Below are 18,876 nucleotides of genomic sequence, written 5' to 3'. Positions count from 1 at the left end.
TTCACACCTTCTCCCCTATTTCCACACCGAGAAGCCCGTTTGGTTTTACTAGAAGAATAACTATCAAAATAATATAAGCAATAGCGTCTCTATATCCTGCCAAAGCGGGTAAGAATGCGACTATCATTATTTCGGCAACCCCTAAAATAAAACCTCCAAGCATAGCTCCTGGAATACTTCCAATTCCTCCGACAACTGCAGCTATAAATGCCTTTAAACCGGGGATCATGCCGGTATAAGGATAGATTTGAGGGTATTTCATAGCCCAAAGAATACCTCCCACAGCTGCTAAGGCGGACCCCAACATAAATGTTTGAGAAATAGTTCTGTCGGTGTTTATGCCCATTAATTTTGCTGCAGTAACATCTTTAGAAACTGCCCTCATCGCCATGCCGGCTTTTGTTCTATAAACTATCCAAACCAATACAAAAAGTGCAAGAATAGAAACACCTATAATAATGAAGGTTAATAAAGGTATCCTTACATCTCCAAAAGTTAGTACTTGTGCAAATTGTGTTGGGTAAACTCCTAATTGGGGATTGAATGATTTTGCTCTTCCACCAAAGACAACTATTGCGAAGTTTTGTAGGAAGAACGATACACCAATAGCTGTGATTAATGCTGAGATCTTGGGGGCATTAGCCTTTCTTAATGGTCTGTAAGCAACTCGTTCGATTGTAGCACCTAGTAGAGTCGTTAAAACAATCGCAAAAATAAAAGCTGCCCACCATGGAAATAAAAAGAGAGTAACTGCATAAAAAGCAAAATACATGCTAAAAGTAAAAATGTCACCATGAGCAAAATTTATTAAATTGAGTATCCCATAAACCATAGTATAACCTATGGCAATAAGTGCGTATATGCTGCCAAGAGAGATGGCATTTGCTAGATGTTGAAAGAACATTTGGATAGTCAATTATGAGCCCCCTTTCTGGATCCAAGAAAGTATAGCCATCTCATTTTGTGAGATGGCTTTAATATAGTTAAATATTACATCCTGGGTTTTATAACGGTACGGAAAACAAATTGTCCGTTTTCAACCATGTTTATTACCGCTGGTTTTATAGGGTTTCCAGAGCCTTGAGGATACGTAATTGTACCGGCGACACCCGGAAAGTCTCTAGTTTGTGCTAAAGCGTCTCTAATTTTTACAGGATCTGTGGACTGTGCAGACTCAATAGCGTTAACTATTACCATGTAAGCATCATAGGCCAAAGCTCCAAATGCGTCGGCTCTTCTGTTGTATTCCTCTTGATAGGCCTCTACAAAAGGTTTAGTAGCAGGGGATAATTCTGCATCCTCGTGAAAGTAAGTTGTATAAGAAAGGCCTTCTACGTATTCTCCACCAATTTGTATTAATTCTGGTGCGTCGGCACCATCTCCAGCAAACATGGGTCCTGTGAAACCTAAATCTCTAGCTTGCTTGGAAATTAAGGCTATTTCAGCGTAGTACCCTGGCATAAAAATAGCATCTGGATTTTTTGAAAGGGCGTCGGTAAGTTGAGCGGTGAAATCTTGGTCACCAGTAGTATAAAATTCAGTAAAATACGTTCCTCCAAACTGTTCAAAAGCTTTTTCAAAATAATTAGCAAGTCCCACAACGTAATCTTGTGCTACATCTACCATTATGGCGACGTTTTGAGCTCCAAGTTCTTCCCAGGCAAATGTTGCAAGTAGAGCACCTTGCAAGGTATCCTCAAAACAGGTCCTGAATACATACTTTTTGTTTTGGGCAACTAAAGGGTTAGTGGCGGTGTTGACCACCATTGGTATTTGCCTTTCTTCCGCTATTGAAGCTGCAGCTAATGCTGCCGAACTTGTTGCAGGACCAATAACTGCAACTACCTTTTCGTGATCTATCAACCTTCTTATTGCGTTAGCTGATTCTGCTTTGTCAGATTTGTTATCGACAGCTACAACTTCCACTTTGATTTCTTTACCCCCGATGTTAACTGTTGGTTTCAACTTGTTGGCTAACATTACACCGTCTCTTGACATTTGACCATACCCAGAAACAGGTCCTGTTAGTTCGAAGTTCATACCAATTTTGATGACTTCTTGACCAAAGAGTGTGAAAGTCATAATAACTACCAAAAACACAAAAACAAAGGTTTTTTTCATGTTTTTCCCCTCCTCATATAATATGTGTGGATGTTATTTTGCTTAATAAAGTGTAGAAAAAATTTTCATAGTCTTTATCTTATGTGAACAGAATTTCATAAGAATATATTAATAATCTAACAGAAAAGAAATCAAATAGTAATTTTCTTAATTATACAACAAATAAAATTATAATGCAACTTTTTTTGCAGTCTTGTGCAAAACGTTTTATTTATAATGTTTTAGAAGTACTTTCCATATTCTCATTTGTGAGGTAAATGGCATGTAAAAACTGGGCAGAAGGTAGATAATTGATTTATCTACCGTTCTCCTACACCACCAATGAACACTCTTTGCTTTCAACTACTGATTGCCGCTACCTCTACTCACGAAGAACTTTTACCACTTAGATTTTATCTATACGCACTAAAAAAGAGGCCTTTAGGCCTCTTTTTAAAGTATTTGGTTTAAATTAGTCGTCGTAATAAGGACAATCTTGGTATCTTTGCTGGTTGAATCTTTGGTAGTTTTGGTATCTTTGGAAATCTTGGAAATCTTGAAAATCCTTGTACTGTTGATATCTTTCTTCGAAATCTTGAAAAGTATGAAATAGTTTCAAGGTTTTAAGCCGTTACTCCTAGATAAGTTTTCCTAACTTCATCGTTTTCTAAGAGATCTTCTGCCGGACCTTCAAGAACAATTTTTCCAGTTTCTAAGACGTAACCATAATTAGCGATTTTTAACGCACCAACAGCATTTTGCTCTATAAGCAATATAGTTACTCCCTGTTGGCTTATTTTTTCTATAGTTCCTAAAACCTCTTTGACTAGAATTGGAGCTAGTCCCAGAGATGGTTCGTCGAGCATTAGAACCTTTGGCCTTGACATTAACCCCCTTGCAACCGCCAACATTTGTTGTTCCCCTCCAGAGAGTGTACCCCCAAGTTGCTTAAGTCTTTCCTTTAATCGCGGGAAAAGTGTAAGTACCCAATCGAAATCTTCGTTTATTTTTTCAGAGTCTTTGCGAGAATACGAACCTAATCGGAGGTTTTCTAAAACAGTGAGATTAGGGAAAATACGTCTACCTTCAGGAACTAGGGCTATCCCCTTTTCTACTATTTTGTGAAAATCCAACGAGAACACTCTCCAATTTATTGGAGAGATGATAGCTAGCTTCAAACACAAAACGAATTTGAATCAAAAAATGTTGTTAATTATATGTATATGTGATACAATTGTATTATATCATACAATTATCGAATTAAGGTGATTGAATATGCTTAAAACATACAAGTTTCGTATATATCCAACTAACGAACAAATTGAGAAATTTAGCCAACATTTTGGACATACTCGATTTGTTTACAACCTATTCTTAGAGTTTGCTAACAAGGCATATAAGAATACTAAAACGTATACTAATTATTATATGTGGGCTAAAGTGCTTACGGTTCTTAAAAAGACAGAGAAGTATCGATGGTTGAATGATGTCAACTCTCAATCATTACAACAGTCCATAAAGAACTTAGAAACTGGATTCAAACGTTTCTTCAAGAAACAAAGTAAATACCCCAAATTTAAGAAAAAATCAAGTAGACAATCTTTTAGAGTTCCTCAACATATACAGTTATATGAAAATGAGAATAACGATAAATATGGAATTCTATTCGTGCCAAAGTTTAAAGAAGGTATCAAAGTAAGAGTCCATCGGAAAATAGATCCAAATGCAAAGATAAAAAATTGTACTTTCATTAAAACTCCAACAGGTAAGTACTTTGTCTCTATAACATTCCAAGTAGAAGGTTCTTACCCTGAAAGAGATATAGACTATGAGAACTCAATCGGTATGGATATGGGATTGAAAGATTGTGTGGTACTATCCGATGGAACAAAGTATCAAGCTCCTAAAGTTTTGTCTAAATACGAAAGAAAACTAAAACATGCATATAAAAAGTTTTCAAGCAAAGAACAAAGGTCAAAGAATTGGGACAAAGCAAAATTAGAAGTTGCTAGAATACATGAGAAAATAAAAAATACACGAGAGGATTTTCTACATAAACTAACAAAAGAAATCAGTGAGAACCAAGCTGATGTCTTTGTTGTAGAAACTCTCAACATAAGAGGCATGTTAAAGAATCATCACTTAGCTAAAAGTATCTCAGATTTAGGATGGTACAAATTCAAGACGTTCCTAAAATACAAAGCAGAAAGACTAGGTAAGAAAGTAATCGAGATAGGAACGTTCGAACCTTCGTCTAAAACTTGTAGTGTATGTGGGTATAAGAACGCAGGTTTAAAACTTTCTGATAGAGAATGGGTATGTCCTGAATGTGGAACTAAACATGATAGAGATATAAATGCTGCCGTTAACATTAGGCAGTTTGGATTAAAACAGGCATTTGCAACACTGCCTTACGGCAGATAAGGAAACAGCTAGTCACTGTATAAACTGACTCTACCCCAGGGACTGGGGAAAGTAAAGCCTTTGGAGACTGTGTAAGTCGAGCACCCTTAGATTCATTCTAGGATGTTTCGCAACGGTCGCTGAATTAGGAAGCTTACCTCTTTAGAGATAAGTAGTTCACAATGCAACTATTTTGCCGATTTGTGCAAAATCTTTTTTCGTAATGCTTTTGAAACAACGTTCAAACCCTCATTTGCTTTGCAAATGACGTAAATTAAAAAAAATTGACCGGAATATTTCCAGTCAATTTTTGTTGTAATAAAAGATTATTAACTTTAAACTTTAACCTTCGATGATTTTTACTATAAAATTTCTGTTTCTTGGACCATCGAACTCACAGAAATAAATTCCTTGCCATGTCCCCAATAAAAGCTTTCCATTTTCAATAATTAAAGACAATGTTGGTCCAACGAGCGTTGATTTTATATGCGAGTCAGCATTGCCTTCAAGATGAGAATATTCCGTACTTTTAGGGATTTTATTTCTTAGAAAATCTGTGATGTCTTTTCTTACAGATGGATCTGCATTTTCGTTGATTGTTACGGCGGCAGTTGTATGGGGGACATATACTATCAAAATGCCTTCTTCTATTTTTGAATTTTCGACACTCTGTTGAATATAGCTGGTTATGTCGATCATTTCTTCTCTATTATGGGTTTTTAAAGAGTAGGTATATATCATAATTCTCAACTCCTTATTTATTACTGGTAAAATATATTAGCAACAATAGTGATAGAGTTGCCTTCTTTGGAGACATGTACTTTGACATCTTCTTTTTTTACTGACAGATGTTTAACAGCATAATCTTTAATATAGTTTATTACGAAATCTAAATCTTCTTGTTTGACATTTTCAAATCTAATTTGGCTCTTTCCTCCATTTTTTCGGTCTGAGGTACTTAAGAAAGAATTCATTCTTTTTATTGCGGTTTCCCGAGTTTTAGTCTTTTTACTTTTGAAAGGCCACATTTACTTTCACCCTCTTCTGAATATTCTTTTGATGAATTCTATAAATCCTTGAGGGGCGTGGTCGACATCTATCAAATCTTTTTCTAACGGTATATCTTTTCCTAAGATTCTATCGCTTATATTATTGAAAACCGAATAAAGTTTAGCTTCTTGGTTTGTTGATATTGGAGTTCCTTCGTTGGAAGAAAGTAAAATTTCCTCACTATCAGGTATTATTCCGATTAAATTCAATGCTAGCGCTTCTTTGATATCATCAGCGGAAAGCATTTCGTTTCTTTTAACAAGTCTCAATTTTAATCGATTCACAATTAGTGATATGCGATCGTCGGTATAACCTTGATTTTCAAGCAACCCTATGACTCTATCTGCGTCGCTTATGGCAGTCAGGTCTGGTGTAGTAACAACGATAGCGTGTTGTGCAGATGAAACAGCGTTTTGGAATCCTCTTTCTATTCCTGCTGGGGAATCTATAATAATGTAATGAAAATGTTTAGAGAGTTTAGAAACTATATCGCTCATATCTTGAGGGGACATTAAATCTTTGTTGGCAATTTGAGAAGAAGCCAGTAGAGAGAGATTTTTTAATTGTTTGTGTTTTACGAGTGCTTCCATAACAGTTTTGTTACCACTTACAACATCCATTATAGTGTAAACTATTCTGTTTTCCAACCCCAAAATCAAATCCAGATTTTTCAATCCAATATCTGCATCTATAAGGCAAACATTGTAACCTTTTTTTGCTAAGGTGGCCCCTAAATTAGCTGTGATGGTAGTTTTACCAACTCCCCCTTTTCCAGAGGTAATAACAAACACCTTTGCATTTTCCATCTCTACCCCTCCACTAGAAAACTTTGCCCATTTTTTAAAAATTAAAAAAGTTATAATATTCTAAGGGCTAAACAGATTATACTACAAATTGATTAAAAATAAAAAAATCGGGGAGAAATCCCCGATTAATTTAAAAACTATTTTTGTTACCGTATTATTCTTCGATACTTATAGCTTCAGTTGGGCAGGCATCGATAGCATCTTGCACGCATGGTGCGTCACTTTGTTCATCAATGACTTCGGCCTTTCCGTCATCTCCCATTTGGAATACGTCTGGGCATAAACTTTCACATATAGCGTCTCCTATACAAGCTTCTTTGTCAATAACTATCTTCATAGCTACACCTCCAAATAGTTTTTAAAATCTTTGCTATCTGTTACATATGCTAATTAAAGCCATCTGATTATACCATATATCTACTCAATTAAATTTAAAAATTGATTTAAGAAAATATAACTTCATTTCGTCAGTTCAGTTTTTTAACTTCTTCTACTACTCTGTCTATTATATTTATTCCCACTCGTTCTTGCGCTTCTTTTGTAGAAGCACCTATATGGGGTGTTACGACAACGTTTTGTAAAGCAAAAAGTTCCTTGTATAGATCACCCTTTGGAGGTTCTTCTTCGAAAACATCCAATCCTACTCCAAGGAGCTTGCCATTTTTCAAATATTTAAGCACAGCATTCTCGTCGAGGACGCCCCCCCTTGCAGCATTAATTATTACTGCACCATCTTTCATCATTTTGATTTGGGGTTCACTTATAAAATGGTAAGTTTTTTCGTTTTTTGGAATATGTAAAGAAATAATGTCAGAATTTTGGAGTAACTCCTCCAAAGTTACCTGTCTAACATTATAATTCTTTTGCTCTTCTTCACTTATCTCAAAAACATCATACACCAGAGTATTGGTCTGAAAACCTTTTAGTAATTGTGCCAAATTTTTTCCTACATAGCCAAAACCGATGATGCCAAAGGTTTTTTGCGACAACTCCAATCCTTCTAGTTGTTTTTTCTCCCATTGTTCATTTTTTAAACCGATCGTCCCTCTTGTAATGTGCCGATAAATATCTAAAACCATTCCTATAACCAATTCTGCAACGGATAAAGAATTCTGGCCCGGCGTATTTAAGACGGTTATTCCTTTCAATTTAGCAGTATCGACATCTATATTATCTAATCCCATGCCCGCTCTTGCTACAATCTTTAATTTATCTGCGTGTTCTAATATTTCTTTTGTTACCTTAGTTGCACTTCTTACAATTAATACGTCAATTTCTTTAATTTTATCTTTGAGAACATCTTTTTCGAGGTGTTCCGAAGTGATTTCAACATCAGGTAATTCATTTTGTAATTTTTTTAAGGCATTTTCATCCAAAGGGTCGTTTATATGAATTTTCATAGTTATTTAAACCCCCTCTTTCATGAAAACTTCTTCGGCAGCTTTTACACCTTTTCCAAGTTCAACTTCGAAACCAAATTTGTTAAAAGCCATTTCTAAGGCACTTACCGCAACGATGACATCAAATTTTGACATGTAACCAAGATGAGCAATTCTTATTATTTTTCCTTTTAGCTGGGACTGTCCTCCTGCAAAGGTAACTCCCCATTCATCTCTCAAGAATTTAACTATACCTTCACCATTAATATTCTGAGGTACCTTTATTGCTGTTAATACATTTCCAGGTCTTTCTGCAAAAAGTTCTAAGTTCATCGCTTTAATAGCAGCCCTTGTTGCTTCTGCCAAGATTCTGTGTCTTTCCCAAACGCTTTCAATTGTTTCCTCTTTTAGCGTCTGGGTTGCCTTTGCTAACTGATAAACAAGGTTAACAGGAGGAGTATATGGAGAATCCGGAAAACTTTTTTTATATGCTCTTAAATCAAAGTAATATCTACGGTTGTTAGAATTTTCTACAACTTTCATTGCTTTGTCACTTAACGCTATCATTGCTATTCCTGGAGGCATCATAAATCCCTTTTGAACTCCAGTTACTACAACATCAATGTTCCACTCATCCATTTTTAAAGGTTCAGCCAGCATTCCAGAAATAGCATCAACAACTAAAACTGCATTGGTTTCTTTTACAATCTCGGCTATTTCTTTGATAGGATGTACAACACCTGTAGAGGTTTCGCTTATGGTGGTGAAAACAGCTTTTGTTTCTGGATGCTCTTCTAGTTCTTTTTTTATTTGTTCTACTCGAACATATTTTCCCCATTCGATATCGATTTCAACTAAATTTGCATCGTAAGCTTTACACAATTCGCACCATCTTTCCCCAAATTTACCTCCATTTACAGCAATAGCCGTATCACCTGGTGAAATAAGGTTGGCAACTGCAGCTTCCATTACTCCTGTTCCAGAAGCAGCTAAGGTGTATACATTATTCTTTGTTTGAAAGAGATATTTAAGATTTTCTAGGGCTGTGCTTTGAATTTCTAAATATTGTGGGGTTCTATGATGGATGGTATCCTTTGCACCTTCCAATAAAAGATCAATTGGAACAGGGGTTGGTCCTGGAGCCATGAGATAGTTCTTTCTTACTAACTTTGTCACAAGTATCCCTCCTCTAAAAATTGTGAAAGTTTTCTTATTTTTATTTTACCATACTTTTTAAAGTACAAATACGGATATTTTTTATCCTTTTTATTTTGTGTTTTCTTAAAATGTAATGAAAAAATATTTTGAATGACAGCAATAAAATGTTATAATAAAAAAGAAATCAAGGAATCACGAAAAAGGGGATTTTGAATAAAGCATGGGGAATGGGAATTCCTTAAATGAACAAAAGATTTTGAGTTATATGGGTTTTGCTGCTAAAGCGAAGAAGATTGTTTATGGTAAGCAAGGATTGAGGAATTATATACGCTCATTTCAAAAAAAGAAATTAATACTTATTCCAAAGGATGTTGGTTCAAGAGTGAAACTAGACGTAATAAAACATTGTCAAATTTTTGATGTACCTTATATAGAATTATATTGCTCAAAGTCAACATTAGCTAAGGCTCTTGGTAAACAAAATATAAGTGTCATAGGAATTACAGATGAAAATATCGTCGAAGGAATATTGAAAATGTTCCAATAGTGGAGGTGGTTTATAGGTGTCGAAGACCCGAATATATGAAGTTGCAAAGGAGTTGGGAATGAACTCTAAAGAATTAATGGAATTTTTAGAAAAGGAATTAAATATTTCTGTCAAAAGTCATATGAGCACTATAGAAGAAGAAACTGTGCAAGTTATCATGGATCTTATTGAGGAAGAAAGGCAAACTAAAAAGGAAGTAAAAAAGCAAAAAGAACCTTCGAAAGAGAAAGGCAAATCTTCAGAACAAGTGAAAGTCAAGGAAAAATCAAAAGAAGAACCTGTTGAAGAAAAGTTTTTAAGAGAGGTTACTATAACTTCCCACGATTTAAGCCTTGATATTTTAGCAAAACAAATTGGATTGGAACAAAATGATATTATAAAAGACATGTTTATGAAAGGCGTTGTATTAAGGCCAGGTCAGAAACTAGATATAACCATGGCAGAAAATATTGCTATGAATTATAACGTTATATTGAATTTCGAAATTGAAAAAAAGGAAACAGAAGAAGGAAAAGAACAAGATATAGAAGCTATCCTTGCTAAAAAATGGAACGATATTTATGAAAAAGAGAAAGACAAATTGGCTCCACGCCCTCCGGTTGTCACTATTATGGGACACGTTGATCATGGGAAAACAACCTTGTTAGACAAAATTAGAAATACCCACGTCGCTGATAAAGAAGAAGGCGGTATTACTCAATCTATAGGTGCTTACCAGATAGAGTACAACGGCCAAAGGATTACTTTTATTGATACCCCTGGCCACGAAGCATTTACAGAAATGAGAGCCAGAGGAGCTCAAGTAACTGATATAGTTGTTCTTATCATTGCGGCAGATGATGGTGTAATGCCTCAAACAATAGAAGCTTATAATCATGCAAAAAGTGCCAACGTTCCTATAATAGTGGCTATAAATAAAATTGATAAACCTAATGCCAATGTTGAATTAACAAAACAACAGATGGTATCTAAACTCAATCTTATTCCAGAAGATTGGGGAGGAGATACAATAACAGTTCTTGTTTCTGCAAAAACAGGCGAAGGAATCGATGAATTGTTGGAAATGATTCTCTTAGTATCTGAAATGCAGGAGATAAGGTGCATCCCCGATGGAAAAGCTAGAGCAGTAATCATAGAAAGTCGAGTTGACAAAGCTATGGGTCCTTTGGGAACGGTTATAGTTAAAGATGGAATATTGAAAGTTGGGGATGATTTTATCTCAGGTTCTACTTATGGCAGAGTCAGAAGATTGATAAATGACAAAGGAGAAAGTTTAATAAAAGCCGTTCCTTCCACTCCTGTCCAAGTTTTGGGGTTTAATGATGTTCCAAACACACATTCTATTTTATACGTTATTGATTCAAAAGAAGAAGCCAGAACGCTAGCAGAAAAAGTAAAAGAAAAAGAAGAAGAAAAAAGTAAAGGTCCAGCTAAAAGACACGTGAAGCTTGAAGATATTATGCAAAAAATGGAAGAGGAAGAAAAAAAGAAATTAAATATTTTATTAAAAGCCAGTACTTATGGAGAAATAGAGGCTTTAAGAAACGCTATACAGAAATTCGAAAATCCGGAAATAGATATTGAAATTATACATGCGGGGATAGGACCGGTAAGCACAAGTGATATAATGTTAGCTTCCGCTTCAGATGCGATTGTTCTGGGTTTTAGAGTAAAAGCTGATTCAAAGGCATTAAAGATGGCAGAAGCTGAGGGAATAGAAGTCAGAAGGTACAATATTATATTTGATTTGATTGATGATATCAAAAAAGCTTTAGAAGGTATGTTAGAACCCATTCAAAAGGAAGAACTCACGGGAAATGGTGTAATTAAGGAAGAGTTCAAGATAAAAGGTGTAGGGAAAATTGCTGGTGTTCAAGTAAATGAAGGGTACGTTCAAAGAGATGGCGGAGTTAGAATTTACAGGAATGGCGGTTTGATTGCCGATGTAAAAATTAAGAGTTTGAAACATTATAAAGATGAAGTTAAATCTATTGAAGCACCTAAAGAATGTGGAATTCAATTTGAAAATTTCGAAGATTTCACTAAAGGTGATGAATTAGAGTTTTATAAACATGTATTCGTTAAACGAGAATTGGGTTTGGAACAAAAAACTAAATAATTAAGTGTTTTGGTGATAATAAATGGGGATATGATAATATGGAGCCTGAATATAAAATAGTGGGAATAAGAGGAGCGACTTCTTTAAACGAAGATCATCCAATAGAATTAACTGAAAATGTTATAGAGCTATGGAATGAGATAATGAATAAAAACGATATATCACGTATAATATCAGTGATATTCTCTGTAACTCCTGACATCAAAAGTCTCAATCCTGCTACCATTTTACGTGAGAAATTAGATCTGAATAACGTCCCTTTTATGAGTTTAGAAGAAGCTTCCTTTAACGATTCTCGAGAAAAAATAATAAGGGTGCTGATTATTTGTGAAAGCAGCACCCAAAATTTTGTATACTTACATGAGGCAAAGAACTTAAGAGCAAAAAAAGAATAATCTTTTTATATTTCACTTTGAGAGTTTATTAAATCTAAAATTTCGCTTTTTGTATTAAAATATTCTTCTGTATGAAGTATCTCTTTTGCTTTTTGAGTTAGCAACTTGTTGGTAAAATCCAAGTTAAATTCCTTGATTATTTTTCCAGGTCTGGGAGACATCACTAAAACTTTCGTACCTAGCATTAAAGCTTCGTCTACATCATGAGTTATAAAAAATATACTACAATTATTTTCTTGCCAAATATTTCTAATCAAATTTTGCATATTGCTCCTAGTAAATGCGTCTAAGGATCCGAAAGGTTCATCCATTAAGATAACTTCAGGATAATTTGCTAAAACTCTTGCAAGAGCTACTCGCTGTTTCATACCTCCGGAAAGCTCGAAGGGATATTTTTCTTCAAAACCGGTAAGATCAACTTCTTGAATAAAAAATTTTGAAATTTCTTCGATTTTGTCTTTTGCGACACCCCTGCTTTTTGGCCCAAACTCGATGTTTCCTTTAACAGTTAACCATGGATATAGAGTAGGAGATTGAAATACAACTCCTCTATGCCAGTCTGGCCCTTCTATGGGGTTTTCATGCATCAAACATTTCCCTGATGTTAATGGGATGAAACCTGCTATTACTCTTAACAATGTACTTTTTCCGCAACCGGAGGGTCCTAAAATACAAAGAAACTCGCTTTTTTTCAATTCTAAATTAACGTCTTTTAAAGCTTCTATCACACCGGTTTTTGTTTCGTAATTGACACTCAAATTTTCAATTTTTATCAAAGTTTCTTTATAAAGATTGTCTATATTTCATCATCCTTTTCCAAGGATTTTTCAATGTAATAAGGGTTAATATATTCAATAAATTCTTCTAAACTTGGCGAACTTTCGATATAGCCCTGAGTTTTTAAAAAATCTGACGTATCTTTCATGACTCTTACAAAATTACCAGGTTTTTCACTTGTTCCCATATACATAGAACTGATCATCTCTTCTCTTGTAAGCCAAATTGAGCCTTGCATTTGGGTTAAAGCAGTTTCAGGAGATATTCCTAAATTTTTCGAAACTATTTCAGCAGCACGTTCTGGATCATTTAAATATATGTCGTTTGCTTCAGCCAAACAGTCTATAAAAGATACAACTAAATCAGGGTACTTTTCTGAAAACTTTTTGCTAACTAAAGCCACATTTGCTGTAATATAGCCTTGTTCTAACATATCCTCACTGGAAATCAAAACTCTTCCACCATTTGCTATAAGTTCACCTAAAGAAGGTTGCCAAGTATAAGCAGCATCTATATCTCCTCTTGACCAGGCAGCAACTATCTCGGTTGTTTTCATGTCTAGCAGTTGAACTTTATCTTCTATTCCTGCCTCTTTGAGAATATTCAGTAAAATATAATGACTAGTGGAAGCAAAAGGAGTTGCTATCTTTTTACCAATAAGATCGTTTATACTGTTTATTTCATCGTTCTCTCTAACGACCAGGGCCTCTATATCACCCAAGACTTCGTGTATCCAAATTAACTCTACATCAAGGTCTCTAACGAAAGCAATGATAGAATTTATGTTCCCCATGGTAGCAAAATCTATACTTCCTGAGGCGAAAGCTTGATTGGCTTCTACTCCAGAATCAAAAACTATAAAATTACATTTGATGCCCTTATCAGTAAAGTATTTATCAAACAGCCCTTGTTCAATGGCAATGGTTTCGTCATTCGGGACTCTTAAAATCCCAATATTGATCTCTTCGGGTAAGTCTTGCTGACCCTTATTACAACTTGTAAAAATAAGAGTTATCAATGTAATTAAAACCAAAAATAGTAAAGATTTCATTAATCTACTTTTCATATATGCCATAACACCTCCTCTAAGGAGAAACCAGTTTTTAAACCTTACCTTTCCAGAAAATTAATTTTCTTTCTAAAGATCGTAATCCATAATCTATTAAAACACCACTGATTCCCATTATAAAAATGCCAACGAATATGACATCGCTTTTTAAATAGTTAGAGGCATCAATTACCATCCAACCAATACCAGAGGTAGCTGCAACCATTTCAGAAGAAACAAGAGTTGTGTATGCCACACCGAAAGAAGTTCTGATACCGGTAAATATTTCTGGTAGACATGCAGGTAAAACAATTTTAAAAAACACATTCGTTTGATCTGCTCCCAAGGATCTTGCACTCAATATATAATCTTGGTTTATTCCTTTCACAGCGGAAACGCAAGCTATGTATATGGGAGCAAAGGCGGCTAAAAAAAGTAAAACTTCTTTTGATAAGTCTCCTATACCAAACCATAAGATAAGAATCGTGTAATAAGCCAAAGGAGGTAAAGGCCTATAAAATTCTACGATAGAATCTATTATCGCTTCCACTCTTTTAAAATAACCACTTAAAAGTCCTATAGGTAAAGCAAATATTATAGCAAAAGCTATGGAAACGAATAACCTTTTGAAACTTGTTCCTATATGCACCCATAATGGAATATTGTTGTATCCATCTCTGATCAAATTTAAAAAAGCGGACCAGACTCTTTGAGGTGAGGGTAGCAGAGTTGGAGTAAATATTTCTAGTTTTGTAACAATATACCAGGCTAAAAATATCGTTAACCAAGTGAATACTGTTAATAAAATATGATTGTTTTTTTTGTTTGATTCATTATTATTCATGCAAACAATTCCTTCTCTTTTTACAAAGATTTTAAATGAAAGGCCATCAATTTTCTTGATGGCCTATGAATTGTATCACAATTTTAGTCTAAACATAAATCAATCAAAATTATAAGCGGTAACTATCTTTTCTCTACCAGTGATTTGGTCTAAATAATATTCATAATAACAGGTACCTAAGAATGAACCGGAAATATTAAAGACATTTTTGTACCCTCTTCCTTGAAGAGCTATAATCGCATTATAACTTCTCTGAGAAGAACGGCAATGAATATAGACTGGACGATCTTTAGGTATTTCATTCAGTCTTTCCCTAAGTTCACTCAACGGTATGTTAACAGCGGTTTTTAGATGACCTTTTTCGTATTCATCTCTTTCACGACAATCAATGATGAAAGCGCCATTTTCGACAAGTTCCCTAACTTTAGTCACAGGGACTTGTCTGAATCTACCATGCAATAGATTTAAACCAACTAACGCAGCATGATTAACTGGATCTTTAGCAGTGGAAAACAGAGGCGCATAACATAGTTCTAACTCTTTTAAGTCTTCTAATGTTCCATTCATACGAATTAGTGTAGCTATCACATCAATACGTTTAGGGGCATCACCTTCGCTAATTGCTTGTGCTCCAAGTATTCTTCCCGTAGGAACTTCGTATATCAATTTTAAATGTAGCTGATAACTATTCGGCATTAAGCCGACTTTATCCTGAGGAATGATATAAACAAAGTCGTAAGGAATGTTATTAGCTTTAGCTTGCTTTTCATTTAGGCCCGTGGCAGCTGCGTTTAAATTGAAAACTTTCACAACTGATGACCCAATAACGCCTTTATTTATATGAGGTATATTGTAAATATGATCTGCTGCAGCCCTTGCTTGTCGTTGGGCAGGACCAGCAAGAGGTAGTCTGCAAGGTTTGCATAGTAAAGCAGAATAGGTTTCTATGGCGTCTCCAACAGCATAGATATCATCATCGCTTGTTCTGTAGTTATGATCTACTTTAATACCACCTGTTTCACCTATTTCCAAACCAGCATCCTTTGCCAAAGAGGTTTCAGGGCATACTCCTACAGCCATTATAACAGCTCTAGCATTTACTTTTTTACCGGATTTTAGTTCTACATAATCATCAAAGATTTTAGTTACAGAATCACTTAAAATAAGGTTTACACCGTTATCGTATAACTCTTTATGTAAGATCTGAACCATATCGTAGTCAAACGTTTGCATTACTTGATCTAGAGCTTCTATCAAATTAACGTTATAACCCGCTAATTTAAGGTTTTCTGCAACTTCGACTCCAATATAACCTCCTCCAACTACCGCAACATCTTTTATGTTATTTTTTTCTATGTAGTCTTTAATTTTAACTATATCTACCACGTTTCTGACTGTAAATACATTTGCTCTGTCTATTCCTTCGATACTTTTTGGAAGAACAGGTTTGGCCCCTGGAGAAAGAACCAATTTGTCATAATGCTCTTCGTATTCTTCTCCCGTTTTTGTATTTCTAACAATGACTTTCTTTTGGTCCCTTATAATTTTTATAACTTCACTGTTAACCCTTGCTTCAATGTTATACTGTTTTTTAAATTGTTCTGGTGTCATCAAAACTAAATCATCACTATTTTCAACCATACCACTTAAATGAAATGGTAAGGCACAATTGGAGAAAGAAACATGGGGCCCTCTTTCAAACATTATTATTTCAGCAGATTCATCAAGCCTTCTTGCTCTTGCTGCTACTGAGGCACCTCCAGCAACTCCTCCAACTATAAGTATTCGTTTACCCATTTTAAAGGCCTCCTTTAGTTGACCAAAAAAAGTCTGAATCGCATTGCATCAATGAAATTCATCTTTTTTTATAGTTCACAACTATTGTGTTAATTCTTATCTACTTTAAACTCAGTTTTTGATGGGATCTTATAAAATATCTTATTGCTAACCACAGCACCTAAAACCATGAAAGCTAAAAATATCCAACCTGATAATGAAAATTCGACTATAGGACTGTATAGTGCTCCAACATTACAACCATTGGCAAAACGGGTTCCGAATCCCATCAAAATACCACCCAAAGCGTATAAAAAGGCTTCTTTTCCAGTTACACGCAGCTCTGATTTAAATGATTCAACAAATTTACCAGCTGATAGAAGATAAGCAAGTGCTCCTACTACTATTCCGAAGTTTTGAACTAACGATGCATTTTGAAAAAAAGGCGTAGTAAAGGTAGAAACAGGCATTTTTGTAAACTCAGCAATAGTTTCCCCTGAAACACCAAAAACCATAAGTATTTTGCCTATAAAAACCCCGTGTGGAGTAGAAGCTCCCCAACCTGCCTTTGTAACTCCAAACAATAGAACAAAAAGTATACTTAATACTACTGCCCCTTCAGTTAAAGTCCAAGGTTTCACAAATATATGATCATAAGTTTCTTGACTAAAAAGCTTGAAATTAAAAAGATCTAATTTCTTTCTGCTTTCTTGTTCTTTTTCTGAGGGAACTCCAAAATATGTATTTTCTTTCCTTCTCTTTTTTTCGTATTGGTAAGAAGCAAAAATCACTATTGAGGAAAATAATCCCAACAATAAGATAGCCCCTAAATAACCTTGAAAACCGTCCCATTTGAATAAATCTGGCAAAAAAACTCCTCCACTAAACTCAGCTCCAGTTGGAGATGTAATCCATGAATTGGTAACCCATCCAGCGGTTCTTTGAATAGGAAATCCCAGAAAAACACCTATTCCAAAAAATATCAAAGTTATCAAAGCTCTTGTAAATCCCATAGTTAAGTCGGTAAGTACACCTGTAGCACAACAAACAGAAAGGGACATACCAAAACCAAAGAGGAAAGCTCCCAACAGTAAACCTAAATTAATTGGGTTTATCCAAAGGCTGTAATTAGTGGGGTCTGAATTAAACAAAAATCCCATGATCATCACAGAGGTTATAAAAAACATAAATATCATAGCACGCATGAGTTGAGTAGATCCTGTTCTATAAGCTCTATTGACACTTCCAGCAAATCCGGTATAAGCTCTCGCTAAGGTGTATCCAAAACCTACTCCAATCAAAAGTCTAAAAAAAAGCATATCTGTTGCCAAAAGTGTGTTTCCGAGGATGAGAATCAGTGCAAAAGTTAACAAACCAAGGACTTTCTCTACTGTTTTAGTCATACTTTTTCCTCCTGTCTAAAGGCATTTTTAAAACAAAAGATTGAAATTTCTAAAAGAATAGTTTTACTAGAACATTAGTTTAATATTTAGGCTTCACCCCCTTTGTGAAATAGTTCATGAAGTATGAAAAAATATAAAATATTTTTAAACACTAAAATTTTAATTGTTAGTTCTTTCACTAATTACGATTCAAAATTATTCTAACAAAAAAAAGTAAAAATAGAATTAACTTTGTCAGCTTTTTAATAAAGAAAGATTAAATAATGGTTATTTCATAAGTTTTGAATAAAAAAGGTTTAATGTTATAATTAAAAAAGAGATTTTTTTCAGTAATTTTATCTAGTTGAAGAATAGAGGTGAAATATTTGAAAAACCAAGTAAAGATGATCTACTTTGATTTAGATCATACCCTTTGGGATTTTGAAAGTAATTCACAAGAAGCATTGAAGTTGGTCTATCAAAAGTACGGTCACGTTTTTCGTGAAACGTCTTTGGACAAGTTTGTAGAATCCTACCAAAAGATCAATAAAAAGTTATGGGAAATGTATAGGAAAAAAGAAATAGGTCAACATGAATTAAAACTTCTTCGTTTTGAAATTTCTTTGAATGCTTTAAAGATAAAGCATAGGGAAGATTTGATAGAAGAGATGAATAATACTTACCTAAATATTTTATCGAATCAAAAACTCCTCGTCGAAGGGACAGTGGAAATTTTGGAGTATTTAAAAGATAAATATGAATTGGGAATTTTGACAAACGGCTTTAGAGAAACTCAAATTGTTAAAATGAAAAGTTCGGGAATATATGACTATTTTAGTATTTTAGTTAGTTCAGAAGATGTCGGTTTTCCGAAACCCGATGAAAGGATTTTTAATTATGCCATTTTAATGTCTAAAAAGTCTAAAGATGAAATTATTTACGTTGGTGATGATCTTGAAAATGACATCCTACCGGCAATAAAATGTGGAATTGATGCCATCTGGTTTAAAAATCATGAGGAATCTCTTCAAATCCAAGAAAAGGATGTTCTCGCTATATCCAAGCTTATAGAGCTGAAAAATATACTTTAAA

General features: G+C 34.6%; 20 protein-coding genes. 5 read left to right on the top strand and 15 right to left on the bottom strand.

From position 1 onward, the window contains the following. Position 1: 1 nt before the first annotated feature. From X926_RS04410 to X926_RS04400, 4 genes are all read right to left on the bottom strand, one after another. The gene (locus X926_RS04410) at positions 2–916 is read right to left on the bottom strand and encodes a branched-chain amino acid ABC transporter permease (RefSeq protein WP_012208117.1); all 915 of its coding nucleotides are present in this window, start codon (positions 914–916) and stop codon (positions 2–4) included. A 74-nt stretch (positions 917–990) separates the two neighbouring features. After that, the gene (locus X926_RS04405) at positions 991–2,121 is read right to left on the bottom strand and encodes an ABC transporter substrate-binding protein (protein WP_103065169.1); all 1,131 of its coding nucleotides are present in this window, start codon (positions 2,119–2,121) and stop codon (positions 991–993) included. A gap of 451 nt (positions 2,122–2,572) precedes the next feature. Continuing rightward, the gene (locus X926_RS10125) at positions 2,573–2,719 is read right to left on the bottom strand and encodes a hypothetical protein (protein WP_155811035.1); all 147 of its coding nucleotides are present in this window, start codon (positions 2,717–2,719) and stop codon (positions 2,573–2,575) included. A 4-nt stretch (positions 2,720–2,723) separates the two neighbouring features. Further along, on the bottom strand, positions 2,724–3,284 hold the full coding sequence (locus X926_RS04400) for an ABC transporter ATP-binding protein (RefSeq protein WP_012208115.1): 561 nt from the start codon (positions 3,282–3,284) through the stop codon (positions 2,724–2,726). A 91-nt stretch (positions 3,285–3,375) separates the two neighbouring features. Between X926_RS04400 and X926_RS04395 the strand changes: the two genes are divergently transcribed. Beyond that, positions 3,376–4,524, top strand: a complete 1,149-nt coding sequence (locus tag X926_RS04395; protein ID WP_012208114.1) for an RNA-guided endonuclease TnpB family protein — start codon at positions 3,376–3,378, stop codon at positions 4,522–4,524. 321 nt (positions 4,525–4,845) lie between these two features. Here X926_RS04395 and X926_RS04390 read toward each other — a convergent pair whose 3' ends face one another. The 6 genes from X926_RS04390 to X926_RS04365 all read right to left on the bottom strand — a co-directional run bounded on the left by X926_RS04390 (position 4,846) and on the right by X926_RS04365 (position 8,914). Further along, the gene (locus X926_RS04390) at positions 4,846–5,244 is read right to left on the bottom strand and encodes a secondary thiamine-phosphate synthase enzyme YjbQ (RefSeq protein ID WP_012208113.1); all 399 of its coding nucleotides are present in this window, start codon (positions 5,242–5,244) and stop codon (positions 4,846–4,848) included. A 20-nt stretch (positions 5,245–5,264) separates the two neighbouring features. Further along, the gene (locus X926_RS04385; protein ID WP_012208112.1) at positions 5,265–5,531 is read right to left on the bottom strand and encodes a hypothetical protein; all 267 of its coding nucleotides are present in this window, start codon (positions 5,529–5,531) and stop codon (positions 5,265–5,267) included. Between the two features lie 6 nt (positions 5,532–5,537). Beyond that, the gene (gene minD, locus X926_RS04380) at positions 5,538–6,359 is read right to left on the bottom strand and encodes a septum site-determining protein MinD (protein ID WP_012208111.1); all 822 of its coding nucleotides are present in this window, start codon (positions 6,357–6,359) and stop codon (positions 5,538–5,540) included. Between the two features lie 154 nt (positions 6,360–6,513). Beyond that, positions 6,514–6,696: a ferredoxin gene (locus X926_RS04375; protein ID WP_103065168.1), complete on the bottom strand. Its 183-nt coding sequence runs from the start codon at positions 6,694–6,696 to the stop codon at positions 6,514–6,516. A 130-nt stretch (positions 6,697–6,826) separates the two neighbouring features. Further along, the gene (locus X926_RS04370; RefSeq protein ID WP_103065167.1) at positions 6,827–7,759 is read right to left on the bottom strand and encodes a D-2-hydroxyacid dehydrogenase; all 933 of its coding nucleotides are present in this window, start codon (positions 7,757–7,759) and stop codon (positions 6,827–6,829) included. A gap of 6 nt (positions 7,760–7,765) precedes the next feature. After that, positions 7,766–8,914, bottom strand: coding sequence for an alanine--glyoxylate aminotransferase family protein (locus X926_RS04365; RefSeq protein WP_103065166.1), 1,149 nt, complete (start codon positions 8,912–8,914; stop codon positions 7,766–7,768). A 202-nt stretch (positions 8,915–9,116) separates the two neighbouring features. Between X926_RS04365 and X926_RS04360 the strand changes: the two genes are divergently transcribed. From X926_RS04360 to aroH, 3 genes are read left to right on the top strand one after another with little or no spacing between them, the layout of a single operon-like run. Further along, positions 9,117–9,443 (top strand): ribosomal L7Ae/L30e/S12e/Gadd45 family protein, encoded by a 327-nt coding sequence (locus X926_RS04360; RefSeq protein ID WP_103065165.1) that lies wholly within the window; start codon positions 9,117–9,119, stop codon positions 9,441–9,443. A gap of 16 nt (positions 9,444–9,459) precedes the next feature. Beyond that, a complete protein-coding gene (infB, locus tag X926_RS04355) occupies positions 9,460–11,562 on the top strand; it encodes a translation initiation factor IF-2 (protein WP_103065164.1) in 2,103 nt (700 codons plus the stop codon). 38 nt (positions 11,563–11,600) lie between these two features. Continuing rightward, a complete protein-coding gene (gene aroH, locus X926_RS04350; RefSeq protein ID WP_103065163.1) occupies positions 11,601–11,957 on the top strand; it encodes a chorismate mutase in 357 nt (118 codons plus the stop codon). Between the two features lie 5 nt (positions 11,958–11,962). Here aroH and X926_RS04345 read toward each other — a convergent pair whose 3' ends face one another. From X926_RS04345 to X926_RS04325, 5 genes are all read right to left on the bottom strand, one after another. Next, complete coding sequence (locus X926_RS04345; protein WP_199171173.1) at positions 11,963–12,733, bottom strand: ABC transporter ATP-binding protein; 771 nt, start codon at positions 12,731–12,733, stop codon at positions 11,963–11,965. A 20-nt stretch (positions 12,734–12,753) separates the two neighbouring features. Further along, the gene (locus X926_RS04340; protein ID WP_103065187.1) at positions 12,754–13,800 is read right to left on the bottom strand and encodes a MetQ/NlpA family ABC transporter substrate-binding protein; all 1,047 of its coding nucleotides are present in this window, start codon (positions 13,798–13,800) and stop codon (positions 12,754–12,756) included. Between the two features lie 37 nt (positions 13,801–13,837). Then, positions 13,838–14,626, bottom strand: coding sequence for an ABC transporter permease (locus X926_RS04335; RefSeq protein ID WP_103065161.1), 789 nt, complete (start codon positions 14,624–14,626; stop codon positions 13,838–13,840). A gap of 99 nt (positions 14,627–14,725) precedes the next feature. Further along, positions 14,726–16,423 (bottom strand): FAD-dependent oxidoreductase, encoded by a 1,698-nt coding sequence (locus X926_RS04330; protein ID WP_103065160.1) that lies wholly within the window; start codon positions 16,421–16,423, stop codon positions 14,726–14,728. Positions 16,424–16,512: 89 nt separating this feature from the next. Next, positions 16,513–17,805, bottom strand: a complete 1,293-nt coding sequence (locus tag X926_RS04325) for a YeeE/YedE family protein (protein WP_103065159.1) — start codon at positions 17,803–17,805, stop codon at positions 16,513–16,515. A gap of 365 nt (positions 17,806–18,170) precedes the next feature. On the opposite strand from X926_RS04325, the gene X926_RS04320 reads away from it, so the two are divergent. Beyond that, entirely contained in the window at positions 18,171–18,875 is a 705-nt protein-coding gene (locus X926_RS04320) for a YjjG family noncanonical pyrimidine nucleotidase (protein ID WP_103065158.1), read from the top strand. The last annotated feature ends 1 nt before the right edge of the window (position 18,876 follow it).

The organism is Petrotoga sp. HWHPT.55.6.3, from assembly GCF_002895495.1.
GTDB classification, from domain to species: domain Bacteria; phylum Thermotogota; class Thermotogae; order Petrotogales; family Petrotogaceae; genus Petrotoga; species Petrotoga mobilis.
The sequence above is the reverse complement of the archived record's forward strand: the minus strand, read 5'-3'. Positions and strand labels throughout refer to the sequence as shown.